Origin of the sequence: Pseudomonas sp. RIT-PI-AD, from assembly GCF_025642785.1 — a bacterium.
Taxonomy (GTDB): Bacteria; Pseudomonadota; Gammaproteobacteria; order Pseudomonadales; family Pseudomonadaceae; genus Pseudomonas_T.
Window position 1 is genome coordinate 1 of sequence record NZ_JANZKU010000034.1, and the last position, 26,357, is coordinate 26,357.

Annotated in this window: 23 protein-coding genes; 12 read left to right on the forward strand and 11 right to left on the reverse strand. The window is 67.2% G+C overall.

The window, feature by feature from the left end; translation table 11 throughout:
- Positions 1-9 precede the first annotated feature (9 nt).
- Together OGL92_RS20385 and OGL92_RS20390 are read left to right on the forward strand one after the other, a co-directional pair.
- Complete coding sequence (locus OGL92_RS20385; RefSeq protein ID WP_263147278.1) at positions 10-888, forward strand: methyltransferase domain-containing protein; 879 nt, start codon at positions 10-12, stop codon at positions 886-888.
- Positions 889-900: 12 nt separating this feature from the next.
- A complete protein-coding gene (locus tag OGL92_RS20390; RefSeq protein WP_263147279.1) occupies positions 901-2,319 on the forward strand; it encodes a hypothetical protein in 1,419 nt (472 codons plus the stop codon).
- Here the strand turns inward: OGL92_RS20390 and OGL92_RS20395 are convergent.
- The 5 genes from OGL92_RS20395 to OGL92_RS20415 are packed head-to-tail and all read right to left on the reverse strand — an operon-like array spanning position 2,311 to position 7,665.
- On the reverse strand, positions 2,311-3,420 hold the full coding sequence (locus OGL92_RS20395; RefSeq protein WP_263147281.1) for an acyltransferase: 1,110 nt from the start codon (positions 3,418-3,420) through the stop codon (positions 2,311-2,313). The two genes, OGL92_RS20390 and OGL92_RS20395, sit on opposite strands and share 9 nt — an antisense overlap.
- A complete protein-coding gene (locus OGL92_RS20400) occupies positions 3,395-5,215 on the reverse strand; it encodes a hypothetical protein (protein WP_263147284.1) in 1,821 nt (606 codons plus the stop codon). The genes OGL92_RS20395 and OGL92_RS20400 overlap by 26 nt, the downstream gene beginning before the upstream one ends.
- Positions 5,215-5,958 carry an SDR family oxidoreductase gene (locus OGL92_RS20405; RefSeq protein ID WP_263147286.1) on the reverse strand — a complete coding sequence of 248 codons (744 nt, stop codon included), beginning with the start codon at positions 5,956-5,958 and terminating at the stop codon, positions 5,215-5,217. The genes OGL92_RS20400 and OGL92_RS20405 overlap by 1 nt, the downstream gene beginning before the upstream one ends.
- 4 nt (positions 5,959-5,962) lie before the next feature.
- Positions 5,963-7,264 (reverse strand): FAD-binding oxidoreductase, encoded by a 1,302-nt coding sequence (locus OGL92_RS20410; protein WP_263147288.1) that lies wholly within the window; start codon positions 7,262-7,264, stop codon positions 5,963-5,965.
- Entirely contained in the window at positions 7,264-7,665 is a 402-nt protein-coding gene (locus OGL92_RS20415; RefSeq protein WP_263147291.1) for a GtrA family protein, read from the reverse strand. The genes OGL92_RS20410 and OGL92_RS20415 overlap by 1 nt, the downstream gene beginning before the upstream one ends.
- A 35-nt stretch (positions 7,666-7,700) precedes the next feature.
- Between OGL92_RS20415 and OGL92_RS20420 the strand changes: the two genes are divergently transcribed.
- From OGL92_RS20420 to OGL92_RS20465, 10 genes are all read left to right on the forward strand, one after another.
- Complete coding sequence (locus tag OGL92_RS20420; protein WP_263147293.1) at positions 7,701-8,579, forward strand: decaprenyl-phosphate phosphoribosyltransferase; 879 nt, start codon at positions 7,701-7,703, stop codon at positions 8,577-8,579.
- A gap of 99 nt (positions 8,580-8,678) precedes the next feature.
- Positions 8,679-9,095 (forward strand): divergent PAP2 family protein, encoded by a 417-nt coding sequence (locus OGL92_RS20425; protein ID WP_263147295.1) that lies wholly within the window; start codon positions 8,679-8,681, stop codon positions 9,093-9,095.
- 121 nt (positions 9,096-9,216) lie between these two features.
- Positions 9,217-10,134, forward strand: a complete 918-nt coding sequence (locus OGL92_RS20430) for a GDP-mannose 4,6-dehydratase (RefSeq protein ID WP_263147297.1) — start codon at positions 9,217-9,219, stop codon at positions 10,132-10,134.
- Positions 10,131-11,102 (forward strand): GDP-mannose 4,6-dehydratase, encoded by a 972-nt coding sequence (locus OGL92_RS20435; protein WP_263147298.1) that lies wholly within the window; start codon positions 10,131-10,133, stop codon positions 11,100-11,102. Before OGL92_RS20430 ends, OGL92_RS20435 begins: the two co-directional genes overlap by 4 nt.
- Before the next feature lie 2 nt (positions 11,103-11,104).
- The gene (locus OGL92_RS20440) at positions 11,105-12,541 is read left to right on the forward strand and encodes a mannose-1-phosphate guanylyltransferase/mannose-6-phosphate isomerase (protein WP_263147301.1); all 1,437 of its coding nucleotides are present in this window, start codon (positions 11,105-11,107) and stop codon (positions 12,539-12,541) included.
- The gene (locus OGL92_RS20445; protein ID WP_263147303.1) at positions 12,541-13,338 is read left to right on the forward strand and encodes an ABC transporter permease; all 798 of its coding nucleotides are present in this window, start codon (positions 12,541-12,543) and stop codon (positions 13,336-13,338) included. Before OGL92_RS20440 ends, OGL92_RS20445 begins: the two co-directional genes overlap by 1 nt.
- Positions 13,338-14,582 carry an ABC transporter ATP-binding protein gene (locus tag OGL92_RS20450; protein ID WP_263147306.1) on the forward strand — a complete coding sequence of 415 codons (1,245 nt, stop codon included), beginning with the start codon at positions 13,338-13,340 and terminating at the stop codon, positions 14,580-14,582. The genes OGL92_RS20445 and OGL92_RS20450 overlap by 1 nt, the downstream gene beginning before the upstream one ends.
- A gap of 15 nt (positions 14,583-14,597) precedes the next feature.
- Entirely contained in the window at positions 14,598-15,992 is a 1,395-nt protein-coding gene (locus tag OGL92_RS20455; RefSeq protein ID WP_263147309.1) for a glycosyltransferase family 1 protein, read from the forward strand.
- A complete protein-coding gene (locus OGL92_RS20460) occupies positions 15,970-17,112 on the forward strand; it encodes a glycosyltransferase family 1 protein (protein WP_263147310.1) in 1,143 nt (380 codons plus the stop codon). The genes OGL92_RS20455 and OGL92_RS20460 overlap by 23 nt, the downstream gene beginning before the upstream one ends.
- The gene (locus tag OGL92_RS20465; protein ID WP_263147314.1) at positions 17,112-18,239 is read left to right on the forward strand and encodes a glycosyltransferase family 4 protein; all 1,128 of its coding nucleotides are present in this window, start codon (positions 17,112-17,114) and stop codon (positions 18,237-18,239) included. The genes OGL92_RS20460 and OGL92_RS20465 overlap by 1 nt, the downstream gene beginning before the upstream one ends.
- A 93-nt stretch (positions 18,240-18,332) precedes the next feature.
- Here OGL92_RS20465 and OGL92_RS20470 read toward each other — a convergent pair whose 3' ends face one another.
- From OGL92_RS20470 to OGL92_RS20495, 6 genes are all read right to left on the reverse strand, one after another.
- Positions 18,333-18,551: a DUF1127 domain-containing protein gene (locus OGL92_RS20470; RefSeq protein ID WP_263147316.1), complete on the reverse strand. Its 219-nt coding sequence runs from the start codon at positions 18,549-18,551 to the stop codon at positions 18,333-18,335.
- A 323-nt stretch (positions 18,552-18,874) separates the two neighbouring features.
- Complete coding sequence (locus OGL92_RS20475; RefSeq protein ID WP_263147317.1) at positions 18,875-20,326, reverse strand: NAD(P)(+) transhydrogenase (Re/Si-specific) subunit beta; 1,452 nt, start codon at positions 20,324-20,326, stop codon at positions 18,875-18,877.
- A gap of 2 nt (positions 20,327-20,328) precedes the next feature.
- Positions 20,329-20,649: an NAD(P) transhydrogenase subunit alpha gene (locus tag OGL92_RS20480; protein WP_263147320.1), complete on the reverse strand. Its 321-nt coding sequence runs from the start codon at positions 20,647-20,649 to the stop codon at positions 20,329-20,331.
- 13 nt (positions 20,650-20,662) lie between these two features.
- Complete coding sequence (locus OGL92_RS20485; protein WP_263147322.1) at positions 20,663-21,784, reverse strand: Re/Si-specific NAD(P)(+) transhydrogenase subunit alpha; 1,122 nt, start codon at positions 21,782-21,784, stop codon at positions 20,663-20,665.
- Positions 21,785-22,231: 447 nt separating this feature from the next.
- Positions 22,232-24,739 carry a LuxR C-terminal-related transcriptional regulator gene (locus OGL92_RS20490; RefSeq protein WP_263147324.1) on the reverse strand — a complete coding sequence of 836 codons (2,508 nt, stop codon included), beginning with the start codon at positions 24,737-24,739 and terminating at the stop codon, positions 22,232-22,234.
- Positions 24,740-24,958: 219 nt separating this feature from the next.
- The gene (locus OGL92_RS20495; RefSeq protein ID WP_263147325.1) at positions 24,959-26,350 is read right to left on the reverse strand and encodes a DUF1329 domain-containing protein; all 1,392 of its coding nucleotides are present in this window, start codon (positions 26,348-26,350) and stop codon (positions 24,959-24,961) included.
- Positions 26,351-26,357: the final 7 nt, after the last annotated feature.

Genomic DNA, 26,357 nt, shown 5'->3' on the forward strand with positions numbered 1-26,357 from the left:
GTCTAGATCATGCTGCATCTTCTCAGAACCCTGTTCCGTTCCCCGGCGTCCGTTCCGGAGCCCTTGCCGGCGCCGGTCGAGCCAGCCCCGGCCGTGACCGAGGCCCCCGCGCCGAGCGTCGCCGCGCCGGAGGCCGAGGCCTTGCCGGACGACCCGACCCTGACCGACGCCTACCTGAGCGGCTGGTTCCACCGCGACAGCGGCGAGCTGTTCGAGGGCTTTCCGATCCAGGCCGAGGACAGCGTGCTGGACATCGGCTGCGGCGACGGCCCCTTCGCCCAGTTCTGCGCCGGGCGCGGCGCCGAGGTGATCTTCGCCGACATCGACGCGGCCAAGGTGGCCGCCGTCGAAACGCTGCTGCGCCAGTCGCCGGCGCGGGCGGTGTTGCCCCTGGTCACCGACGCCGACCCGCTGCCGCTGCCGGACGCACGGGTCAACAAGATCATCGCCATGGAGGTGCTGGAGCACGTCGACGACCCGCAGCGCTTCATGGCCGAACTGGTGCGCGTGGCGAAACCCGGCGCGCTGTTCCTGCTCACCGTGCCCGATCCCCTCGGCGAGAGCGTGCAGCGGGACCTGGCGCCGCCGGCCTACTTCGAGAAGCCCAACCATATCCGCGTGTTCGGGCGCGACGAGTTCGAGCGCCTGGTGCTCGACGCCGGCCTGGTGATCGAGCGGCGCGCCGCCTATGGCTTCTACTGGTCGGTCTGGTGGTTCTTCTTCTGGGCCTGCAAGCAGGACCTGTCGCCGCCCTGGCACCCCTTGCTGGAGAACTGGACGCGGACCTGGAACACTCTGCTGTCGTTGCCCGACGGCCCGCGGATCAAGCGCGCGCTGGACCAGGCGATGCCGAAGAGCCAGGCGATCATCGCGCGCAAGCCGTTCTGAGCCATGGACGGTATGCGAACGGGGGCCGGGCGCTTCGATCCGGCCTGGTGGTGGGCCTTGCCGGTGCTCGCCGCGGTGGCGCTGGTGCGCCTGTGCCTGGGCTTCGAATTCCCGATCCCGTGGAACGATGAAACCGCCTTCGTCTCCCAGGCGTTCGAGTTCGCCCACAGCGGCAGCTTCTACGTATACGGCCTGAACGCCGAGCGCCCGCTGATGTGGATGCCGCCCGGCCTGATGCTGGTGCAGGCGGCGGTCTTCCGGGTGTTCGGCTACAGCTTCGAGCTGGCCCGCGGGGTTTCCTGCCTGCTCTACCTGGGCGCCTTCGCCCTGGCGCTGGCCATCGTCGCCGGGCAGTTCGCGGGGCGCCGGCGTTTCTGGGCGGCGGCGCTGACGGCGCTGGCCTTCACCTCGCCCTACGCCCTGGCGATTTCCAACCTGGCGCGCATGGAGGCCCTCTACACCCTGCTGTTCCTGGGCTCCCTGCTGGCGCTGCTGCGCGGCCGGCCCTGGCTGGGCCTCAGCGCGGTATTGCTGGGCGGGCTGGTGCATTTCAACGCGGTGTATTTCCTGGTGCCCTACGCCCTCTGGCTGGGCGCCTCGCTGGCGGCGCGACGCTGGCCGCGGATGCGCCGCTCGGATGCCATAGCGCTGGCGTTCACGGCGCTGTGCCTGGCCGGCTACGGGGCGTTCGTGGTCGCGCACCTGGACGGTTTCATCGAGGACATGCGCTTCCAGTTCGGCTTCAAGCTGGCCTTCCAGAGCATGGACGGTCCCTGGGGCTGGCTGATGGTGGGCGCCCTGCTGGGCTGGGCGCTGCTGACGATGATCCGAGCGCGGGGCTTCCCGCCCGCGGCGATCCTGATCCTGCACGGGGCCGCCTTCGCCATGCTGGCGTTGAACGGCCACAACATGTGGTACCGCTTCGGCCTGGTGTTCGGCTTCTGGCTGTGTGCCCTGGGTGCCCTGGCGAGCCTGCCGCCGGCCGGCGGGCGCCTGGGCAAGGGCGTGCTGGCGGGAGCGCTGGCGCTGTCGCTGGTGGCGGAGGCTGGCTATGCCTGGACGCCGACGGCGGAGTTCGCGCCGCTGTGGCCGCGAAAGGCGCTGTTCCAGCGCGATTTCCTCGCGCCGGCGGAGCTCGACAAGGTCCGGGCCTTCATCGCCGGCCTGCCGCCGGGCAGCACCGTGTCCTTCGGCTACAGCGGTGTCGAACCCTTCTTCCTGGAGGATTTCGCCCGGACCGGCAGCGCCTGGACCCTCACCGCCCACAGCGCCACCCAGGTGTTCCCGGCACGCGAGCCGGACTATCGGGTGCTCTGCGACAGTTCGCTGTTCCCGGCCTACCTGTACGCCTTCGACTGGGACGGCTATCCGCGCCAGGGCCTGGACAGCGGTTGCCGGATCGTGCCGCTGCGCGGGCCGCGCTCAGGCTGAGGGCGGCGCGCCGCGCAGGTACCGGGCGCCGCGCGCGAACAGGCGTTTGCCGGGCGTTTCCAGGTAGCGGTAGGTCAGTGCCGAATAGGCCAGCAGCGCCAGCAGGTAGACCGGAGTGAGCGCCCAGTGGCTGTAGCCGAAGGGCGCGCTCAGGCCGCTGTCCACCAGCATCAGCACGACCAGCTGATTCAGGTACAGCGAATAGGAAATCGTCCCCAGGCCTTCCAGGCGACCCAGCAGCCGGGCGGGGTAGGTCCCCTGGAAGGCGTAGGCCAGCACCAGCAGGGCGAACAGCGGCGGCGCGAACAGCTCCAGCGGACGCAACGCCAGCGGGCGCGGGAAGAACAGCGCCACCGCCATCGCCAGCGCCAGCACCTGGACCAGCGCCAGCGCCCCCGACGGCAGCCGCCGCCCGCGCAGGCCGAGGTAGGCACGGTAGGCCAGGACACCCAGCAGGAACGACGCCCAGCCGCGCAGCAGCCCCGAGTTGGCCACCCGGAAATAGTTCTGGTAGGTGGTGTCGAGGTGGCCGGTGAGGTTGCCCACCAGCACCAGGCAGGCGACGCTGATCAACAGCAGGAGCGGCCCCGGGGTGCGCCGGCCGATGCAGGCGAAGAACGCCAGGTTCAGCCAGAACTCCACGGAGATCGACCAGCCGGGCGCGTTCCAGGTCTGGCCGTGGGGATTCAGCCCGATGTTATGGGTCAGGGTCAGTTGTTGCAGCAGGGTGAACAGGGTGCCGTCCGGGTAGCGCGGGATGTCCCCGGCCAGCCAGGTGTAGACCAGGGCGTAGCTCAGCAGGCCGTACAGGTGCAGCGGATAGAGGCGGCCCAGCCGGGCGAGCGTGAAACCCGTGGCCGACGGCCGGTTCGCGCCGTACAGGTAACGGTGGGCGAGGATGAAGCCGCTCAGCACCAGGAAGAAATCCACCGCCAGGTAGCCATTGAAGCTCAACAGCCAGTGGAACAGCGCCACGGCGATCGCCGCGATGCCGCGCAAGCCGTCCAGGGCCTCGAAGCGCCGCGCGGGCAGGGGCCGCCCCGCGGCGGCGCTGGCCGGGGGGCCGCGATCGGCCTCAGAGGCGGACGAGGCGCAGCGCATGCACGGCGATCCGCACGGGGAGGTCCAGGCGGGTGCGGATTTCCGCCTCGGCGGGCGCGTCCAGGCTGAACTCGCCGCTGGCCTGCGCCGGACGTCCCGCGGTGCCGTCCAGCGGGCCCTGACCGAGTATCCGTGTGCCTTTCGCGATGGCGATGTCCCAGCCGCCGATGCCGCCGGCGCCGGCGGCCGAGTAATCCAGCTCGAACCGGTAGCGCCCGGGCGACAGCCGCACATAGGGGCCGAAGGTGACGAAGCCCGGGGTCTCGGCGACCGCGTCGCAGGCGCCTTCGCTGCGGGTCGAGGGCAGGCGCGGTAAGTTGCAGGCGGCGAAGTGCTGGACCTTGCCGACCTGGCTCAGGGGCGCGTCGCGAAAGCCGAACAGTGCGTCGCGGTATTGGCAGTCATCGCAGTCATCGCGGTCGCTGATGAGCACCTGGGCCGCCCCCGCGCAGGTGGCGTTGGCGGTGTACATGAAGTCCAGCTCCGGCCGCGTGACGCACGCCTGGACGCCGCGATCCTTGAGGTAGAGCAGCACCCCCTCGACCAGGCCCCAGAGCTGCTGGTTGTGGGTGGAGTAGTCGAGGGCGAAGCGCGTGCCGTAGCGTTGGGCCAGGGCATCGCCGAGCTTGGGAATGTCCAGGCGCGGGTCCAGCGGCGCGGCGGGCCGCTGCCACAGCGCCAGGAGGCAGGCGCCGGCCGCGAGGACGGCCGCCACTGTCCTCGCCGGGCCCGTGGCCAGGCTGCAAAGGCTGGCGTAGAGCGCCAGGCTGGCGAGCATCGCGGGGATCGCCAGGTAGTACATGCCCATGAAGTCGTAGAGCGGCTTCGGCGCGGTGATGTGATACAGCAGGAACACCAGCGTGGTCGCCCCGGCGGTCCAGGCCACCTGGCCGACCAGGCGTCGCTGCGCGCGCCATTGGCCCATGCCGAGGGCGAGGAATACCAGCAGGCTGGGCAGCAGCAGCGGCAGGGCGAGCTTCCAGTAGGACAGGGTGAAGCGCAGGCTCTCCAGCGCCCCGGCGTGGGGCTGGGCGGACACCGCGTGGCTGGCGCGGAGGATGCGCAGCAGGTTGGGCTGGGGGGCGATCGCCAGGTCGATCAGCAGCGGCGCGGCGAACAGCGCGGCGATCAGCGCGGCCAGGCCGAGCCAGCGGCAGTCGGCCCGCCGCAGCGGCCACCGCGGCCACAGGTGCAGCAGCGTGACCAGGCCGAGCAGGGGCAGGGTGAAGAGCGGCATGGTCACGTAGCCGTGGATCAGCACGCAGGCCAGGGCGGTGGCCAGCGGCAGGAAGCGCAGCCCCTCGCGCAGCACCAGCAGCGCCGACAGGTAGAAGGCCGCGAAAGGCAGGATCAGCCGGTAGGGCATCCAGAATTGCAGGAACTGTTCGCCGAGCAGCAGCGCCAGCGGGATCACCGCGGCGAGCGCCGCCAGCGAGAAGCGCCGGCCGAACAGCCGCGGCAGCATCCAGGCGAGCAGCAGCATGAAGCCCAGGTTGACCATCAGCGCCGAGAGCAGCCAGGCATTCGCGCGGGGCAGGCCGAACAGCGCGCCGACCGGCTCGAACAGCGCGTTAGCATAGAGGAACACCGGGCCCGGGTGGTTGAAGCCGAAGCGCGAGTAATGGCCCTTGAGCAGGAAGCCGTCCTCGTGCAGCGCGTTGACCAGCAGCATGTCCGCGGCGAAGTCGCCGTCCGGGTGGAATTCCTGCTGGAGGCGCGGCGCGGCGACGTGGAGGAGGACGAACGCCAGGAGCAGTATCAGCGCCAGGCCGATACCGCGGTGGAGCGCTCTCATCAGAGGGACAGCCGCTTGAAGATCGCTTCCGGGACGCTCTTGATGATGGCCATGATCGGCCACCAGAAGAACGGCGTGTAGAGCTGGTTGCGCTTGCCGCCGATGGCCCGCTCGATGTCCGCGGCGATCTTCTCCGGGCTGGCCCACAGCGGGCCTTTGGGGAAGGCGGCGGTCATCGGCGTATCGACGAAGCCCGGCTTGATGGTGAGCACCTGCACGTGGCTCTTGCTCAGGCGGTTGCGCAGGCCCTGGAGGAAGATGGCCAGGGCGCCCTTGGCGGTGCCGTAGACGTAGTTGGACTGGCGCCCGCGGTCGCCGGCCACCGAGCCGATCACCGCGATGCAGCCGTGGCGCTGCGCTTCGAAGTGGTTGGCCAGCAGGGTCAGCAGGGCGATTACGCTGAGGGCGTTGGTATTGAGCTCCTGCAACGTCAACTCGACGCTCTGTTCGCAGGCTTTCTGGTCGCCCAGGGTGCCGTGGGCCACCAGCACCCGGTCGAGCCCGCCGAGGTCGGCCTTGACCTGTTCCAGCAGCCCGGCGTGGGCGGCGAAGTCGTTGGCCTCGAAGGGCGCGTGGAAGACCCGGGCGGCGCCGCGTACCCGCAGGTCGGCGGCGAGGCTTTCCAGGCGTTCGCGATTGCGCGCCAGCAGGTACAGGCTGTGGCCCTGGGCGGCGAACAGCCGGGCGGTGGCCTCGGCGATCGCCGAGGTGGCGCCGACGATGAGGATGCGTTGTTCGTTCATGGCGTTATTCCAGCCCCAGTCGCCGGGCTTGCAGGGAATTGAAGGTGCCGCGGGCGCCGTATTGCTCGCGCACGGTTTGCAGGCGTTCCCAGAGGGGATAGCTGCGTTTGAAGGTCGCTTCGCTCATCCGGGCGTCCTTGGCCAGGTAGAGGCGGCCGCCCTGTTCCAGGACCCGCTCGTCCAGTTCGTCGAGCAGGGCGAACAGGCCCGCTTCCCACTTGAAGTCCAGGGCCAGGGTGTAGCCCTCCAGGGGGAACGACAGCAGGTTGTCGTTGGCCGGGCCGAAGGCCTTGAGCACCGCGAGGAAGGACCCGCGGCGGGATTCGGCGATCCGCCCGAGGATACTGCGCAGGCCTTCGATACCGGCCGACTTGGGAATGACGAACTGGTACTGCAGGAAACCCTTGCGGCCGTACAGGCGGTTCCAGTGGTGGATGCCGTCGAGGGGGTAGAAGAAGCTGTCGTAGCTCACCCGTTGCTGCGACACGGCGTGGCGCACGCGGTTGTAGTACAGCGCGTTGAACGCCTGCACCGAGTGGCGGTTGAGCAACGCCGCCGGTGTGTCGAAGGGCACGCTCAGGGTGCGTTGACGCGGCAGCCGCAGGTCGCGGTCGCGGGCGTGGTCGCCGACCATCAGCAACGAGCGTCCGAGTGCCGGGCCCGAGGCCAGGCAGTCGATCCAGGCCACCGAGTAGGTGTCGGCGTGGTGCGCCTCGAAGAGGTCCAGGGCGGCTTCCAGGTTCTCCGCCTTGTAGGTGGTCTGGTGGATGTAGGCGCTTTCCACCCGACGCAGGCGCAGGCTGGCGGCGAGGATCACCCCGGTCAGGCCCATGCCGCCGCAGGTGGCGTGGAACAGCTCGGAACGCTCGCTGCGCGAACAGCTCACCCGGCTGCCGTCGGCCAGCAGCAGGTCGAGGCTCTCGACGAAGGCGCTGAAGCACCCGTCGAGGTGGTGGTTCTTGCCGTGCACGTCGCTGGCGATGGCGCCGCCCACCGAGACGAACTTGGTGCCCGGGGTGACGGGCAGGAACCAGCCGCGCGGGACGAACACCTCGAGCAGTTCCGCCAGGGTCGCTCCCGCCTCGCAGCACAACAGGCCGCTGCTCTCGTCGAAGGCGAGCAGGTGGTGCAGGGCGCGGGTGCTCAGGATGTGACCGGCCAGGGCGCTGTCGCCGTAGCTGCGACCCATCCCGCGGGGAATCAGGGACTCCGCGCCGGTGACCAGCGCCTTCAGGCGCGAGGCGGTCAGGGGCGTATCCAACCGGGCGTCGACCGAGGGGTAGCGTCCCCATCCGTGGATAGGCATCATGCGGCCCCCTGGCGGAACACGAAGCGCTTGTCCAGGGCGTACTTGGCCACGTAGCCGATGGCCAGGCCGATGACGGCACCGACGTAGCGCATCTCCTTGGTCTGGAACAGATGGTCGAAGCCGAATTCGAAGCCCCAGAAGATCACCGTGGTGATCAGGCCCATGAGGGCATAAAGAATGAAGGTCTGGCCGTCATGTACGGCGTTCTTCGCCCGAAAACGAAAGATATAGCGCTTATCGAGCACATATTTGACAATGAGCCCCACGCCCGTACCGAACGCCACGGAAAGCGCCACCGCGTAATGTCCGTCGTATACGCGCACCAGCAGATCCTGCGCGCCGATGTTCGCCGCGGTGGCGACCACCGCGAGCAGCGCGTAGATAAAAGTCAACTTCATAGATTCAAGACAGCCATGGCAGGAGCTAAATCGGCATGCATGCTACCGTAGAGCGACGTTCGTCTCTAGCTCAGTTGAAAGGGCTCTTGACCCTGATGCGTCCTCGGCAATGGGTGAAGAACGGTTTCGTTTTCGCCCCTTTGCTGTTCACCGGCGAGTTCCTCCAGAGCGGCTCGATCCAGCGCGTGCTGCTCGCCACCCTGCTGTTCTGCGTGGCCTCCTCGGCCACCTACATCGTCAACGACCTGCACGACATCGAGCGCGACCGCCGGCATCCGAAGAAGTCGCGCACCCGCCCGTTGGCGTCCGGTCTGGTCACCCCCCTGCAAGCCCTGGTCCTGCTGGTGCTGCTTTATGCGGTGCTGGTCGCCGCCTGGTTCTTCGCGCCCTCGGTGATCCTGGTGATCCTCGGCTACATGCTGCTCAACCTGGCCTATACCTTCGTGCTCAAGCACCAGCCGGTGCTGGACATCTTCACCATCGCCATCGGTTTCGTCCTGCGCGTCTACGCCGGCGCCATGGCCCTGGAAGTGCCGGTATCGTCCTGGATGTTCGTCACCACCCTGTGCCTGGCGCTCTACCTGGCCGCGGTCAAGCGGCGCCAGGAGCTGGCGAGCAGCGGCAGCGAAGGCCGCGAGGTGCTACGCCAGTACACGCCGGCGCTGATCGACCGCTATGCGGAGATGTCGGCCACCGGCGCGCTGCTGTTCTACAGCCTGTTCGTCATCTCGGCGCGGCCGGAAATGGTCATCACCGTGCCCTTGGTGCTGTACGGCCTGTTCCGCTACTGGTTCGTGGTGGAGTCCCACGGCGGCGGCGAATCGCCCACCGACGCGCTGCTCAGCGACTGGCAACTGCTGCTGACCGTGACGCTGTGGGTCGGGGTGAGCGCCTGGGCGATCTGGCCCCACTGAGCCGGAATCCTGACCTTCGACTGATCTCGCCTCGCCGATGCCGGCGGCCCGGAACCTCCGGCTCGCTCGCGTGGCTTCGCTCTTCCCCGGGGAAATTGAATGGACCTTTCCTACCTGATCGCACCCTTCGCCGCCTGGCTGGTGGCCGGCTGCTGCAAGTTCGCGATCAACAGCCTCAAGGCGCGTCGCCTGGCGTTCGGCCTGATCGGCTACGGCGGCCTGCCGAGCAATCACAGCGCCATCGTCAGTTGCATGGCGACGCTGATCGCGCTCAAGGAGGGCATCGCCCATCCGGCGTTCGGCGTGGCGGTGACCCTGGCGTTCATCGTCATGCTCGACGCCAACAGCCTGCGCCGCCAAGTCGGGCGCCATGCCGAGGCGATCAACCGGCTGAACGCCGCCACCGGGGCCGCGACTGAACTTCTACGCGAGCGCATGGGTCATTCCCGTCTGGAAATCGCCGCCGGCATCCTGACGGGTGCGTTGGTCGCCTGGCTCATCGATAGGGCGATTTGATGATGGACGTTTGAGTGCGGCTGGGTTTGAATCCTCAGCCACTCGCGTCGGTCCGTGGGATTTCTTCATTTTTCGGCTCAAAAGCCACCCATAACAGCCAAGTTCAGGCGGAATCTCGACCTTGAAAAAGTCTCTCTTCGTCACCGGCCTCACGGGTTTCGTTGGGCGCAGCCTGCAGCGCTTCCTCGACGAGGACGACCGCGGCTGGCGCCTGATCGACGCGCAGGCGCGCTACGACCTGTTGCAGCCCGATTCGCTGGATGCCGCGCTGGGTGAAACCTGCCCCGACGCGGTGATCCACCTCGCCGGCCAGACCTTCGTCCCCGAGTCCTTCCGCGATCCGGCCAGGACCCTGGAAATCAACCTGCTGGGCACCCTCAACCTGTTGCAGGCGCTCAAGCGCCGCGGGTTCGCCGGTACCTTCCTTTATATAAGCTCCGGCGACGTGTACGGGAAGGTCGAGGAAGACCAGCTTCCGGTACGCGAGGAGCAGATACCCTGCCCGCGCAACCCCTATGGGGTGAGCAAGGTGGCGGCGGAACTGCTGTGCCGCCAGTGGAGCTATGCCGAGCCCTGGCGAATCATGGTGGCGCGGCCGTTCAACCATATCGGCGCGGGGCAGGGCGAGTCCTTCGTGATCCCCAGCGTCGCGCAGCAGATCGCGCGGATGCGCCTGGGCTTGCAGGCGCCGCGCCTGGAGGTGGGCGACATCGACGTCAGCCGCGATTTTCTCGACGTGCGCGACGTGCTGGGGGCCTACTTCGCCCTGCTCGAACGAGGCGAGAATGGCGGGATTTACAACATTTGTTCCGGTCGCGAGTACATAATCCGCGATTTGATCCAACGGATGGCCGCCCTCTCGGGGGTTGACCTGGAGATCGTCCAGGATCCTGCCCGGATGCGCCGAGCCGAGCAGAGGAGGGTATGCGGCAGTTTCGAGCGGCTGCACGACGTCACCGGCTGGCAGCCGACACTATCAATAGAAGAAACCTTGAAGGCAGTGCTGTCTGATTGGGAATCAAGGGAAAAGCGAGCATGACGAAGAGTGCGTTGGTGACAGGGGTCACCGGACAAGATGGGGCTTATCTGGCCAAGCTGCTGCTGGAAAAGGGGTATCGGGTATTCGGCCTGACCGCGCGCCGGAGCTCGGACACCCAGTGGCGGCTGCGTGAGCTCGGCGTCCAGGGCGATATCCAGTTCCTCGAAGGCGACCTGGCCGATGCCTGCTCGATCCAGCGCGCACTGCTGAAGTCCAATCCCGACGAGGTGTACAACCTCGGTGCGCAGAGCTTCGTCGGCACCTCCTGGGATCAACCGGTCACCACCGGGGTGGTCGATGGCTTGGGCGTGACCCACGTGCTCGAGGCGATCCGCCAGTTCAAGCCCGACACCCGCTTCTACCAGGCGTCCACCAGCGAAATGTTCGGCCTGATCCAGGCGGAGCACCAGGACGAGAAGACTCCCTTCTACCCGCGCAGCCCCTATGGCGTGGCCAAACTGTACGGCCACTGGATCACCGTCAACTACCGCGAGAGCTTCGGCCTGCACGCCTCCAGCGGCATCCTGTTCAACCACGAGTCGCCGCTGCGCGGCATCGAGTTCGTCACCCGCAAGGTCACCGACGCAGTCGCCCGGATCAAGCTCGGCAAACAGAAAGACCTGCGCCTGGGCAACATCGACGCCAAGCGCGACTGGGGCTTCGCCGGCGATTACGTCGAGGCCATGTGGCTGATGCTGCAACAGGAGAAGGCCGACGATTACGTGGTCGCCACCGGCGTCACCACCACCGTCCGCGACATGTGCAAGCTCGCGTTCGCCCACGTCGGCCTCGACTACGAGGAATACGTGGTCATCGACCCGCAGTTTTTCCGCCCGGCGGAAGTCGACGTGTTGCTGGGCAACCCGGCCAAGGCCAAGGCCGCCCTGGGCTGGGCGCCGAAGACCAGCCTGGAGCAATTGATCACCTCGATGGTCGAGGCCGATCTACGCCGCGTCGGCCGGGAGTGAGCATGATCGTCCCCGTGATTCTGTCGGGCGGCGCCGGCACTCGCCTGTGGCCGGTGTCGCGCGAAGGCTGCCCGAAGCCGTTCCTCAAGATGCCCGACGGGCAGAGCCTGCTGCAGAAGACCTACCAGCGCGCGGCGCAGGTCAGCCCGCGCGGCGACATCCTCACGGTGACCAACCGCGACTACTACTTCCAGAGTCGCGACGAGTTCCTCGCCGCGCAACTGCCCGGGCACCGGGGGCACTTCCTGCTGGAGCCGAGCGGGCGCAACACCGCACCGGCCATCGCCGTGGCCGCCCTCGCGGTGCGCGCGCTGCACGGCGCCGAAGCGGTGATGCTGGTGATGCCCTCGGACCACCTGATCCTCGACGCCGCCGGTTTCGCCCAGGCGACCCGAGAGGCCGCCGAAGTCGCCTCCCGCGGCTTCCTGGTGACCTTCGGCATCCGTCCGACGGCGCCCGAGACCGGTTTCGGCTACATCGAATGCGGCGAGAGCCTCGATCTCGGCGACGCCTCGCGGGTGCGCCGCTTCGTGGAGAAGCCGAACCTGGAAACCGCCCGCGACTACCTGGAAAGCGGTCGCTACCTGTGGAATTCCGGGATGTTCTGCTTCACCGCCGGCAGCCTGATCCGCGAGCTCGAGGCCCATGCGCCGGAAATCCTCTGCCAGGCCCAGGCCTGCCTGGAGGCCAGCCCGGTCGTCGAGTCCGGCCCGTGGCTGATGCAGGAGCTGGACGCCGAGTGCTTCGCCGCGCTGCCGGACATCTCCATCGACTACGCGCTGATGGAGCGCTCCGAGCAGGTGGCGGTGGTCCCGGCCCGCTTCGACTGGAGCGACATCGGTTCCTGGAACGCCATGCGCGACCTGGTGGAGCCCGACGAGCAGCAGAACCGCGTGCTCGGCGAGGCGATCCTGATCGATACGCGCAACACCTACGTGCACAGCCAGGGGCGGATGGTCGCCACCGTCGGCATCGACAACCTGATCGTGGTGGACACCGAGGACGCCGTGCTGGTCGCCCACCCGGATCGTGTCCAGGACGTGAAGAAGGTGGTCCAGCAGCTCAAGTGCGCCGACCACCAGGCCTATCGCCTGCACCGCACGGTCAGCCGGCCCTGGGGCACTTACACGGTGCTGGAGGAGGGCAATGGCTTCAAGATCAAGCGCATCGTCGTGCGTCCGGGCGCCTCGCTGTCCTTGCAGATGCACCATCACCGCAGCGAGCACTGGGTGGTGGTGCGCGGCATGGCGCGGGTGGTCAATGGCGAGCGCGACCTCTACGTCAACGTCAACGAGTCCACCTACATCCCCGCCGGGCACCGGCATCGCCTGGAAAACCCGGGCCTGCTGGAACTGGTGATGATCGAGGTGCAGAGCGGCGAATACCTCGGCGAGGACGACATCGTCCGCTTCGACGACCAGTACGGCAGGGTGCCTTAATGGCCGTGGGCCTCGCCCGCGCGATATGGAACTACCGGGGTTTCGTCGCCGGCAGCGTCAAGCGCGAGTTCCAGTCGCGGTACCGCAACTCGCTGCTCGGCGGCGCCTGGATGGTGCTCAATCCGCTGGCGATGATCGTCGTCTACACGGTGATCTTCTCGCAGCTGATGAAGGCGCGCCTGCCCGGCGTCGACGACGGCCTGGCCTACAGCATCTACCTGTGCGCCGGCGTGCTCACCTGGGGGTTCTTTTCCGAGATCATCGGCCGCAGCCAGTCGGTGTTCCTAGAAAACGCCAACATGATCAAGAAGCTCAGCTTCCCGCGGATTTGCTTGCCGCTGATCGTGGTGCTCAATGCCGGGGTGAACTTCGCCATCATCTTCGCGCTGTTCCTCGGCTTCCTCCTGGTGACCGGCAAGCTGCCCGGCCCGGCCCTGCTCGGGGTGTTGCCGGTGCTGGCGATCCAGGTGCTGTTCTCCATTGGCTTGGGAATCATCCTCGGCGTGCTCAACGTGTTTTTTCGCGACGTCGGGCAGTTCGTCGGCATTCTTTTGCAGTTCTGGTTCTGGTTCACCCCCATCGTCTATCCGCTGTCGGTCCTGCCGGACGCGGCGCGCGCGGTGATCGCGCTGAACCCGATGACGCCGGTGATCGGCGCCTACCAGACGATCTTCGTCTACGGCCGCTGGCCGGATTGGGAGAGCCTCTGGCCGGTCACGCTGATCGCTTGCGTGCTCTGCGTGCTGGGCATGCGCCTGTTCCGCAAGCGCGCCGGCGAAATGGTGGATGAACTCTGATGGGCAGCATTCGTGTCGAGGGCCTGGGCAAGGCCTACAAGCAATACCCGACCCGCTGGGCGCGCCTGCTGGAGTGGTCGCTGCCGTTCTCGAAGCCGCGCCATCAGCTGAAATGGGTGCTGCAGCAGATCGATTTTCGCGTCAGCCCCGGCGAAGCCCTGGGCATCATCGGCATCAACGGCGCCGGCAAGAGCACCCTGTTGAAGATGATCACCGGCACCACCCAGCCCACCTGCGGGGAGATCGCCATCGAAGGGCGGGTCGCCGCGCTGCTGGAACTGGGGATGGGTTTCCACGCCGACTTCACCGGGCGGCAGAACGTGTTCATGGCCGGCCAGCTGCTCGGCCTGAGCATGGAAGAGATCGCCGCGCTGATGCCGGAGATCGAGGCCTTCGCCGAGATCGGCGACTACATGGACCAGCAGGTGCGCACCTACTCCAGCGGCATGCAGATGCGCCTGGCGTTCAGCGTGGCGACCGCGCGGCGTCCGGACGTGCTGATCGTCGACGAGGCGCTGTCGGTGGGCGACGCCTATTTCCAGCACAAGAGCTTCGATCGCATCCGGGCCTTCCGCAAGGCGGGCACCACCCTGCTGATCGTGTCCCACGACCGGCAGGCGATCCAGTCGATCTGCGACCGGGCGATCCTGCTCGACCACGGCCGCCTGGCCCTGGAGGGCGCGCCCGAGGAAGTCATGGACTTCTACAGCGCCATGCTCGCCGAACGCGAGCAGCAGACGGTGCGCCAGGAGCGCCTGGACAACGGCAAGGTGCGGACGATTTCCGGCACCGGCGAGGCGGGCTTCGTCGACATCGCCCTGGTCAACGCCCAGGGCCAGCGTATCGACGTGGTCGAGGTGGGCAGCGAGGTGACCCTGCAGGTCACGGTCGAGGCCAAGGTGGCGGTTCCGCGGCTGGTGCTCGGCTTCATGATCAAGGACCGCATGGGCCAGGCCATCTACGGGATCAACACCCACCGCCTGGGACGCGCCCTGGAGCGCGTCGAGGCGGGCGAGCGGATCGTCTATTCCTTCGCCTTCCGCGCCGCGCTGGGCAAGGGCAACTATTCCATCGCCCTGTCCCTGTCGCGCTTCGACTCGCACCTGGACACCAATTACGAATGGCGTGATTTCGCGTTGGTCTTTCATGTCATCAACATCAAACAGCCCGATTTCGTCGGTTGCGCCTGGCTGGATTCCCAGCTGACGATCGAGCGCGACGCCGAACACATCGCGGTTCTTTAGGGGAAAAAATCAGAAATGCGGCTGTTGATCGAATGCACGTATGTGTATGACCACCCCAACGACAACTCGGGTATCCAGCGGGTCGTGCGCAATATCGTCAACAATCTGGACGCGGTGAATAGCGATGTGCCCTGTATCCCGGTCATCCTGAAGAACGACAAGGTCTATGGCGTCAGCAGCCTGAGCCCGTCGAAGAGCAGTATCTCCAACCTGCAAAGCTGGCTCTCCCATCAGCACGCGCGGCTGTCGCGCCTGCGTCACCGGGTCTGGCAGTATCAGGCGCGCCGCGAGCGCAAGTGGCCGTTCCACGATTCGCCTTTCCTGCGCGTCTTCCTCGGCCTGGCCTGCCGCGCCTTCAGCCTGGCGCTGGCCCTGCCGCAGAAGGCGCTGGCGCAGATTTCCCTGCGCTACGTCGACAAGGCCCGCGCCAACGAGATGGAATACCTGCCGGGCGACGTGCTGGTACTGCTCGATTCCTCCTGGCACGCGGATTTCTTCCCGGTGGCCGAGCGCCTCAAGGCCCAGGGCGTGTCCATCGTCTCGGTGATCTACGACCTGATCCCGCTGACCCATCCGCAGTTCTGCGACGACGGCCTGGTGCGGGTGTTCCAGCACTGGTTCGACTGGATCGCGCGGACCGCCGACGGCTTCATCTCGATTTCCCAGACCATCAGCGACCAGGTGCGCCAGGAAGCCCAGTGGCGCCTCGGCCGCGACGTGGCCGCCGAGCGCTGGTTCGACTACTTCCACCTGGGCAGCGAACTCGACCTGATCAACGAGAAGGCGGTGGTGCGCCACGACGTGAAGCGGATGTTCAAGAATCGCTCGGTGTACCTGATGGTCAGCACCGTCGAGCCGCGGAAGAACCACGTCTACCTGCTCGACGCGTTCGACAAGCTCTGGGCCGAAGGGGTGGACGTGGCGCTGTGCATCGTCGGCAAGGTCGGCTGGAAATGCGAGAAGCTGATCGAGCGAATCAAGCAGCACCCGGAGCTGAACCGCCACCTGTTCATGTTCAACGACCTCAGCGATCGCGAACTCGAATACTGCTACCGCAACGCCCGTTCGCTGGTGTTCCCCTCCTATGTCGAGGGATTCGGCCTGCCGCTGGTGGAGGCCATGCAACGCGGCCTGCCGGCGATGGCCAGCGACATCCCGGTGTTCCGCGAGATCGGCGACGACGCCATGGCCTACTTCGGCCTGTCCGATCCCGAGTCGCTGTGCCGCCTGGTACGTCGTTTCGAAAGCACCGGCCAGTTCCCCTCGGTGGCGGGTTTCGCCGACTGGTCGTGGCTCACCTGGAAGGATTCCGCCAATCAACTGATCGAGCGGGTCTTGCGGCATACGCGGGAAAGCCGGCGCGAGGATGGGTCGGTGGTAGCCAGCCATGCCGTTATCGGTCGGTCTTAACGCCGCCATACTGCGCGCGCCGCGCACGGGCATCGGCCATTACCTGAGCGAGCTGGCCACCGCGCTTTCCCGGCGCGAGGACCTGGACGTCAGCCTGTTCAGCGGTTTTCGCTGGCAGGACCGGCTGCCCCAGGCGCCGATGCCGGGGTATTCGCGCTGGAGCAGTCTGGTCAAGAAGGTGGTTCCGCAGGCCTATCGGTTGCGCCGCCTGGTGGAGCAGCGGCGCTTCGACGCCGGCCTGCGGCAGCGCGGGATCGCGCTCTACCACGAGCCGAGCCTGTGGCCGCTGGACTTCGACGGGCCGATGGTGATGACCTTGCATGACCTCACCCACGTGCATTTCCCGGAGACCCAGCCGCGCGATCGCCTGGCGGAAATCCAGCGTCACGCCGAGCGCAGCGTGCAGCGCGCGCAGCGGATCCTGGTCGACTCCCGGTTCGTCGCCCGCGAGGTGCGCCAACTCTATGGGCTCGCCGAATCCAAGGTGATCGTCGCGCCGCTGGGCTACGCGCCGCGCTTCCACCCGCGCGAAGCGGAGAGCCTGCGCGCGCCGCTGCAACGGTTCGGGGTCAAGCCCGGCGAATACCTGCTGTGCGTGGGCACCTTGGAGCCGCGCAAGAACCTGCCGCTGGCGCTGCGGGCCTACGCGCGCCTGCCGGCCGCCGTGCGCGCCCGTTTCCCGTTGCTGATCGCCGGGATGCCGGGCTGGGGGCTGGATAGCCTCGCCGATGCGTTGCCCGCGGCCCTCGCCGATGGACAGGTGCGGCTGCTGGGGTATCAGGACGACGAGGGGGTGGCGCAGTTGCTGGCCGGCGCCCGCATGCTGGTGTTCCCGTCCCGCTACGAGGGGTTCGGCTTACCGGTATTGGAAGCCATGGCCAGCGGTACACCTGTAGTATTGTCGTCCAGCTCGGCGCTACCGGAGGTGGCAGGGGACGCGGGTCGCTACTTCGCGGTGGACGACGACGCCGGATGCGCCGATGCGATGCGCCAGCTGATCGACGATGAACCAGGCTGGCAACGCTGCCGGGCAGCGGGTCTGGGGCGTGCGGCCGATTTTTCGTGGCAACGCTGCGCCACGATCACGGCCGAGGCGTACCGACAGGCGATGGAGAGTTAATGCGCGTCCTGCACTTTTTCAAGACCTACCTGCCGCAATCGGTGGGCGGCATCGAGCAGGTGATCTACCAGCTCTGCAGGAACAGCCCCGCCCATGGCATCCGCAGCGACGTGCTGACCCTCAGCGCCGAGACCGAGCCGCGGACGCTGATCCATGACGGCCATCAGGTGCATCGCGCGCGTCTCGACTTCCAGCTCGCCTCGACCGGGTTTTCCTTCGAGGCGCCCGGCCGCCTGCGCGAACTGGCCGCCGAGGTGGACATCGTGCATTACCACTTCCCCTGGCCGTTCATGGACCTGGCGCACTTCCTCACCGGCATGGACAAGCCGACGGTGGTCACCTACCACTCGGACATCGTTCGCCAGCGGGCTCTGCTGCGCCTGTACAAACCGTTGATGCATCGATTCCTCGGCAGCGTCGACCGGATCGTCGCCACCTCGCCGAACTACCTGGAGACCAGCCCGGTTCTCAAGCACTACCGCGACAAGGTGCGGATCATCCCCATCGGCATCGACCGCGAGGGTTACCCGCCACCCGAGGCGCATCGTCTGGCGCACTGGCGCCAGCAGGTTGGCGAGCGGTTCTTCCTGTTCGTCGGGGTGATGCGCTACTACAAGGGGCTGCACATTCTGCTGGAAGCGCTACGGGGCACCGATTACCCGGTGGTGATCGTCGGCGCCGGACCGCTGGAACAGCAGTTGCGCAACCAGGCGGCGGCGCTGGGCCTGACCCGGGTCCTGTTCCTCGGGCGGATCGCGGAAGAGGACAAGGTCGCCCTGCTGAAATTGAGTAGCGCGATCGTTTTTCCGTCGCACCTGCGCTCGGAAGCCTTCGGTATCTCGCTACTGGAAGGCGCGATGTTCGGCAAACCGATGATTTCCAGCGAGATCGGCACCGGCACCAGCTACATCAACATCCATGGCGAGACGGGATTGGTAGTGCCGCCCAGCGATCCGGACGCCTTCCGCGAAGCGATGGCTTTCCTCTGGAACAATCCGGCCGAGGCCTCGGCGATGGGCGCGCGCGCAGAGCAGCGCTACGAACACCTGTTCACCGCGGCGGAAATGGGCTTGCAGTACGCGAGCTTGTATCGGGAGTTGCTGGCCAGCAAGCGAAAGACCCGGTGAGGTCTTTCGCATTTGCCGGAGCAAGAAGGTCGATCGGACTTCGATCGGTGCACCGCTGGAAAACGGGTGCGGAACTACGTGAAGAGGTGTCGCTTAACGCCAGAACGGCTTGCTCAGTTCGGCTTGACGCTGGGCTTCGCTGATACCGGCATCGGCCAGCAGGCGTGCATCCAGACGGGCCAGTTGCTGGCGGCTGAAGATGCGGCGCTGCCACAGAACCAGGGTAGCGAGCATGCGCAGGGGCAACGAAGCCTGGGCGCGAGTGGAGAGGCTGTTTTCGTAGATCAGATCGGAACTGAGGGTACGTTCCATGGTGCGCTTCCTTCCGCTTGTGGCGGGCTGTGAGGTTTAACTGGACGCTATGATCCTCCGTATGGATGAGACTCTATAGTCACAGTTGACCAAAATTGCGCGGCGTGATTGCGGTGTTTTTCAAAACTGTACTGTTACCGAATGGATCAGCTGTACCGGTTTTGCGCGTGTCGAGTGCGTTTTTTCTACCCAAATCGTCCTTGTGTACCGTTTCGGTGCATTTTCTGGGGTTACCGACCCGTACAGTTTCCACTGATTGGGTAGGCGCGACCGCCACGAAGCAGAACACCGGCCTGGGCCGGTGTTTTGTTCGAGCCGCTGCTTCAGTCCACGGCCTTGACCATGTCCTCGATCACTTTCTTCGCGTCGCCGAACACCATCATGGTCTTGTCCAGGTAGAACAGCTCGTTGTCCAGGCCGGCATAGCCGCTGGCCATGGAGCGCTTGTTGACGATGACGGTCTTGGCCTTGAAGGCTTCCAGGATGGGCATGCCGGCGATGGGCGACTTGGGATCGTTCTTCGCCGCCGGGTTGACCACGTCGTTGGCGCCCAGCACCAGTACCACGTCGGTCTGGCCGAATTCCGCGTTGATGTCCTCCATCTCGAAGACCTGCTCGTAGGGCACTTCCGCCTCGGCGAGGAGGACGTTCATGTGCCCGGGCATGCGCCCGGCGACCGGGTGGATCGCGTACTTCACGGTCACGCCGCGATGGGTGAGCTTCTCCGCCAGTTCCATCAGCGCATGTTGTGCGCGGGCCACGGCGAGGCCGTAGCCCGGCACGATGATCACGCTGTCGGCGTTGGTCAGCAGGAAGGCCGCATCGTCGGAAGAGCCGGACTTCACCGGGCGCTGTTCCTGGCTGCCCGCCGCCGGGCCGGCATCGGCGTGGGCGCCGAAGCCGCCGAGGATCACGTTGAAGAACGAGCGGTTCATCGCCTTGCACATGATGTAGGACAGGATGGCGCCCGAAGAACCCACCAGCGAGCCGGCGATGATCAGCATCGAGTTGTTCAGCGAGAAGCCGATTCCCGCGGCCGCCCAGCCGGAATAGCTGTTGAGCATCGACACCACCACCGGCATGTCCGCGCCGCCGATGGGGATGATGATCAGCACGCCGATGACGAACGCCAGCGCCACCAGCAGGGCGAAGGCACCCAGGTTGCCGGTGAAGGTGAACGCCAGGCCCAGGGCGAGGATCGCGATCCCCACAATCAGGTTGAGCATGTGCTGCCCGGCGAACTGTACCGGTGCGCCCTGGAAGAGGCGGAACCTGTACTTGCCCGAGAGCTTGCCGAAGGCGATCACCGACCCGGAGAAGGTGATGGCACCGATGGCCGCGCCGAGGAACAGCTCCAGGCGATTACCCGCCGGGATGGGGTCGGCCATGTGGGTGACGATGCCCAGGGATTGCGGCTCGACCACGGCGGCGATGGCGATGAACACCGCGGCCAGGCCGATCATGCTGTGCATGAACGCCACCAGCTCCGGCATCTTGGTCATTTCGACGCGCTTGGCCATGATCGAACCGGCGCTGCCGCCGATCAGCAGGCCGAGCACCACGTAGCCGATGCCCGCCGCGCTGGCGCCCTCGGTGGCGAATTGCGCGCCCAGCTTATAGATGAGGCCGAGGGTGGTGAGTACGGCGAGGGTCATGCCGATCATCCCGAACAGGTTGCCCCGTCGCGAAGTGGTCGGGTGGGACAGCCCCTTGAGCGCCTGGATGAAGCACACCGAGGCGAGCAGGTAGAGAAGCGTGATCAGGTTCATGCTCATGGTCAGTGCTTCTCCGCGGGTGCGGCGGCTTTCGGCGCCTTCTTCTTGAACATTTCCAGCATGCGCCGGGTGACAAGGAAGCCACCGAACACGTTCACCGCCGCGAGGGCCACGGCGAGGGTGCCCATGGTCTTGCCCAGCGGGGTGACGGTCAGGGCCGCGGCGAGCATGGCGCCGACGATCACGATCGCGGAAATCGCGTTGGTCACCGCCATCAAGGGGGTGTGCAGGGCGGGGGTGACGTTCCACACCACGTGGTAGCCGACGTAGATCGCCAGCACGAAGATGATCAGGTTGTAGATCCCGGGGGATATCAGTTCCATGTGCGGTGCTCCCTTAGCCGTTCTTGCGGACGATTTGCCCGTCGCGGCACATCAGGCACGCGGCGACGATGTCGTCTTCGAGGTTGAGGTGGAACTTGCCGTCGCCGTCGATGACCAGCTTGAGGAAGTCCAGCAGGTTGCGTGCGTACAGCGCCGAAGCGTCCGCCGGCACCAGCGCCGCCAGGTTGGTGTGGCCCACCAGGGTGATGCCGTGTTTCACCACCACCCGGTCCGCTTCGGTCAGCGGGCAGTTGCCGCCTTGGGCGGCGGCCAGGTCGATGACCACCGAGCCCGGCTTCATCTCCGCCACCGTGGCCTCGTGGAGCAGGGTCGGCGCCTTGCGGCCGGGGATCAGCGCGGTGGTGATGACGATGTCCGCCTGCTTGGCGCGTTCGTGCACCGCCTTGGCCTGGCGTTCCATCCAGGAGGCCGGCATCGGCCGCGCGTAGCCGCCGACGCCCTGGGCGCATTCGCGCTCCTCGTCCGTCTCGAAGGGCACGTCGACGAACTTGGCACCGAGCGACTCGATCTGTTCCTTCACCGCCGGGCGTACGTCCGAGGCTTCGATCACCGCGCCCAGGCGCTTGGCCGTGGCGATGGCCTGCAGCCCGGCGACGCCGGCGCCGAGGATGAGGATGCGCGCGGCCTTCACGGTGCCGGCGGCGGTCATCAGCATCGGCATGAAGCGCGGATAGTGGTGGGCCGCCAGCAGGACCGCCTTGTAGCCGGCGATGTTGGCCTGGGACGACAGCACGTCGAGGCTCTGGGCGCGGGAGGTGCGCGGCGCGGCCTCGAGGGCGAAGGCGGTGATGCCGCGGCCGGCCAGCTTGGCGATGATTTCGGCGTTGAACGGGTTGAGCATGCCGATCAGCACGGCGCCGGACTTGAACAGCGCCAGTTCGTCGTCATCGGGTGCCGTCACCTTGAGCACCAGGTCGGCGCCGAAGGCTTCGGCGGCGTCGCCCAGGCTGGCGCCGACGGCCTCGTAGGCGCTGTCGGGCAGGCTGGCGTTGAGGCCGGCACCCCGTTGTACGGTGACCCGGTGGCCTTGGCCTATCAGCTTCTTGAGCGTCTCCGGAGTCGCGGCGACGCGCGTCTCTCCGGCATGGGTTTCGAGAGGAACACCAATATGCACTGCAAATCTCCTGCGTGATCGTTGTAGTAAACCCGTGCACTACGTCGGCGCCCGGGTGGCGGGGCGGATCAGCACAAAGCGCGCCGTATCGGAAATGCATACCGGCGGCGCGGCATTTTGCAGGCGAACCGAAAGGCCTTCAAGAAGTTCTGGAGTTCGACGGGATGGGAACTACAAGTCATCGCATGACTGTTCGTTCTTTCGAACGGCCATGACGCCCGTATCTGCTGGCTAAATGCCTGCGCGCAGCCCTCCGGCGGGCATCGGCTTCATCCTCGAGCTGAATGGCTATTCATCAGGAGCGCACGAAGTGCGCATCGGCTCCGGTCAGCCAGATTAAGTATTAAGTTATTGTTTTTGAAGTAAAAGTTAAATAAAGCTGTTTTCAGCGGGCGACGGCGGTGTAGCCGGCCATGGCGCTTACTACAAGGCCGCAGCCAGCCGGTTTCACACCAGCAACCCCAGCACCTTGGCGCGCATCACCGCCTGGGTGCGGCGTTTGACCCCGAGCTTGCTGTTGATTTTCTTGGTATGGGTTTTCACCGTGTTCACCGAGATGAACAGGTAGCTGCCGATCTCCTGGTTGGAAAAGCCTTCGGCCAATAGCTGCAACACGGCCTGTTCGCGTTGGCTGAGAAGGCCCTGGGGGTCCTGCGCCGCGCTGTCCGGCGCGGGCGACGCGAGGCCCGGCAAGGCCAGGCGATCCAGGTCGTGGGGGGCGCCCTGTCGCAGGGGCCCGGCGACGGATCGGCCCCGGCGGCGGTCGGCTTCCGCCAGCGCCCGGCGCGCCTCGTCGGCCAGCGGTTTGAAATGCAGGGCGTCGCAGCGTTGCGCCAGGTCGCGCAGGGTCGTCGCGGCCGCTTCGAGGTCGCCGCGGGCGATCCCCGCGCGGGCCAGCAACAGGCGGTTGCGCAGGGCGAGGCTGGGACAGTGGTAGGGCGACATCCAGGGCCGCTCGCCGTCGAAGTAGCGGCCGATGCGCGCACCCACCGTCTCCAGGCGTGCCCAATCGCCTTGCCGGGCGAACACCTGCATGCTCTGCAGGCTGAGCATGCCTTGGTAGGAAAAGCGATAGACCTGGCGACAGTGCATACGCCGCTCGGCCTCGCCCAGGTGAACGAAGGCCTGGTCGAAGGCGCCGCGCCGGGCCGCGAGTTCCGCCAGGCCCAGGTCGCCCAGCAAGGCCAGCGGGTCGGCGCATTCCAGGGCCAGGCCGAGCCCCAGGCGCAGGGATTCGCCGGCCTCCTCGAGCCGATCCCCCGCCAGGTGCAGCTCCGCCTGCGCCAGGTGCAGGCGCCCGAGCAGCAGGCTGTCGCGGGTTTCGCGCTGGGCGAGCAAGGAGAAGCCTTTGTGGATCGCGTGCTGCGCGCGATCCGGCTCGCCGCGCAGCAGCAGCAGGTGGATGCGGTCCAGTTCGACGAAGACTTCGAACAGCAGGCTGCCATGCCGCCGCGCCAGCTCCCGCGCGGTGTTCAGGGCGAGCGGCGCCTGCTCCGGCTGGCCGCTGGCCAGGGCGATGCGGGCCAGGGCCGACTGGCAGAGCAGGGCCGGCATCCAGTCGCGGTCGTCGAGATGCTCCAGGGCCTGTCGGCAATCCCGCTGCGCCTCTTCGGCGCAGAGGCCGCGCAGTGCGCCGAGGGCGCCGCGCAGGGCCTGGGCATTGGCCAGCAGGCGCCGGGTGCGGGGGCCGTCGGCCCGTGGCAGGAAGCGTCCGAGTTTGTCCAGGCAGGCCTCGGCTTCGTCGAGGCGCCAGGCCAGCAGCGAGGCCCAGGCGTTGAGGGTCAGTAGGCGCGGGCTGCTGTCGAGCAGATGCTCGGGAAAGCGGTCGCGCCAGGCCAGCAGGTGGGCGAGGTGGCGTTCGCCGGTCAGCCATTCCTGGCCGAGGCGCTCCAGGTAGGTGGCGGCGACCTCCGGCTGGCCGGCGCTGAGCGCCTGTTCGATGGCTTCCTCCACCCGCCCGGCGGCGATGAACAGCCGGCAGGCGCGCAGGTGCAGGCTGGCCGGGACACTGCCGGCGGCATGCGCGCGCAGCATCTGCGCCACGGCGGGCAGCAGGCGGTACCAGACGCCATGGCGGTCCAGCGGCAGGAAGAATGCTTGGTGCTGGAGCAGGCGCTCGAACAGCGCGGCGCCGTCGCGCTCTTCCCACAGCTGCGCGCAGAACTCGGCGGACGCCCGTGGCAGGTGGGCGAGGGTCAGCAGGTCCTGGCGGGCCTCCCCATCGAGGTGGGCGAGCAGTTCGTGGTCGAGGTATTCCTTCAGCCAGCAGGGGCCGTTCGCGCCTTCCCGGGCGTGGCGTCCGGCCAGGGACAGCGGTACGCCGGCGCACCAGCCGCGGGTTTCCCGCCAGAGCGCATCGCGCTCGGCGATCGAACTGTTCGGTGCCAGGCGCTCGACCAGTCGCGCGGTTTCCTCCGCGTCGAAGGCCAATTCATGGGCATCCAGCTCCAGCAGCTCGCCGGCCAGCAGCAGGCGCGGCAGGTTCCACGCGGGTCGCTGCCGGGCGCTGACCAGCAGGCGCAGGGGCAGGCCCGGTTGCGCCAGCAGGGCCTCGATGCAGGCGTCGAGGCCCGGGTCGGGCTGCTTGGGATAATCGTCGAGGACCAGCCACAGCGGTTGCGCCAGGCCCATGAGCTGGCCGATCAGCCGGTGCTCCGGCGCGACGTTCGGCAGCGGCAGGCCGAGCGCGCCGGCCAGGCCGTCGAGCAGGGCCTGGCGGCTGCCGGGTTGGCCGTTCAGGCCGAGCCAGGCCAGCGGCGGCGCGTCGGGCAACTGGCGCAGGCTTTCGCCGAGCAGCACGCTCTTGCCGAAGCCCGCCGGGGCGATCAGCACCCGCAGGCGCCAGTCGCCCGCCAGCAGGCGTTCGACCAGGCGCGGGCGTGGCAGATGCGCGGGGGGCAACCGCGGCAGGCCGGCGGGCCGGCAGGCGGGGACACTGGGGCTGGGGCGCGACATGGCGACCTCGTGGCGTTCGTCGGGGAACGCATCGTTGTTATGGAGTGGACCCTGTGCGGCAGACTAGTCGGCCGCTGCCGACGATGTAAGGAGGATGGTCGCGGCTGATGGCGGGCCATAACGCAGGCGTGCCCCGGGGAGGGGCAGCGGCCCGCCGCGCGGGAGGGCGCGGGCGGGCTCGGAGGGGAGTCGCGCCGCCGGGTCGGCGGCGCGGGGAGGTCAGCGGATGCCGTCGTTGCGCAGCGCGGCGGGCGTGTAGTCGGCGGCGGAAGCCTTGAAGCCGAACTCGAAGCTGTGCTTCTCCTCGTTCTTCATGCCCAGGGCCAGGTAGCGGCCGCCGATGATGTCGTACAGCGCTTCCAGGGTGTAGGCCGGCACCTGATGGTCGTAGTAGAACTGCTGGTGACCCTCGGCGACCCGCCACAGCGCGCCGCGGCCGTCGTAGTGATCGACCAGCGCCACCTGCCAGCTGTCCTCGTCGATGAACATGTGGCGCTTGGCGTAGATGTGCCGCTCGCCGCTCTTCACCGTGCCGATCACTTCCCAGACGCGGTGCAGTTCATAGCGGGTCAGGTCCTGGTTGATGTGGCCGGCCTTGATCACGTCGTCGTACTTGAGCGACGGCGAGTCCAGCTTGTAGGCGTTGTAGGGGATGTACATCTCGCGCTTGCCGACCAGCTTCCAGTCATAGCGGTCCGGCGCGCCGGAGAACATGTCGAAGTTGTCCGAGGTGCGCAGGCCGTCGGCGGCGGTGCCGGGGCCGTCGTAGGCCACCTGCGGGGCGCGCCGTACGCGGCGCTGGCCGGCGTTGTAGATCCACGCCAGGCGCGGCTCCTTGACCTGGTCGAGGGTCTCGTGGACCAGCAGGACGTTGCCGGCCAGGCGCGAAGGCGCGGTCACCCGCTGCTTGAAGTAGGTGAGGATGTTCGAGGCCTTGCTCTGGTCCAGGTCGGCGATTTCCTGGGGGAAGGCCACCTCCTCCTCGAAGCGGATCGGCGTGAAGCTGCCGTTGGTCTGCGGCGTGGCCTGGATGATGGTGCGCTTGAGGTTGCCGCCGCGGTAGCGGGTGACGTGGTTCCACAGCACCTCGACGCCGTTCTTCGGAATCGGGAAGGCGTAGTAGCGGCTCTTCTCGAAGTTGGCCAGGCCGTTGCCGTCGTTGATCGGTTGCACGTTCAGCGCGCTCTGCTTGATCGCCGCGTAGATGCTGTCCGGCAGGGCCACCGTGCGGTGGCTCGGGTACACCGGCATGCGGTAGGTCTCGGGGTAGCGCTTGAACATCGCCTGCTGGCCGTCGGAGAGCTTGTCCTTGTACTGCTCGACATTCTGCGCGGTGATGGTGAACAGCGGTTTTTCCGCGGCGAAGGGGTCGGCGAGGAAGCCCTTGGCGTCCACCGCGCCGGCGTTCTTCGGCAGGCCGCCGGTCCATTCGGGGATCGAGCCGTCGGCGTTGCCGGCCTTTTCGGCGCCCACCGGGGTGAGGCTGGTGCCGAGCTTGGCGGCTTCCTCGGGGGAAACCGCGGCCATCGCGCTGCCGGCGAGCAGGGTCAGCGCCAGGGCGCCGCCCTGGAAGAGTCGCAGGGTCGGGGTGGGGATTCGAGTCGTATGCATGTCTGCT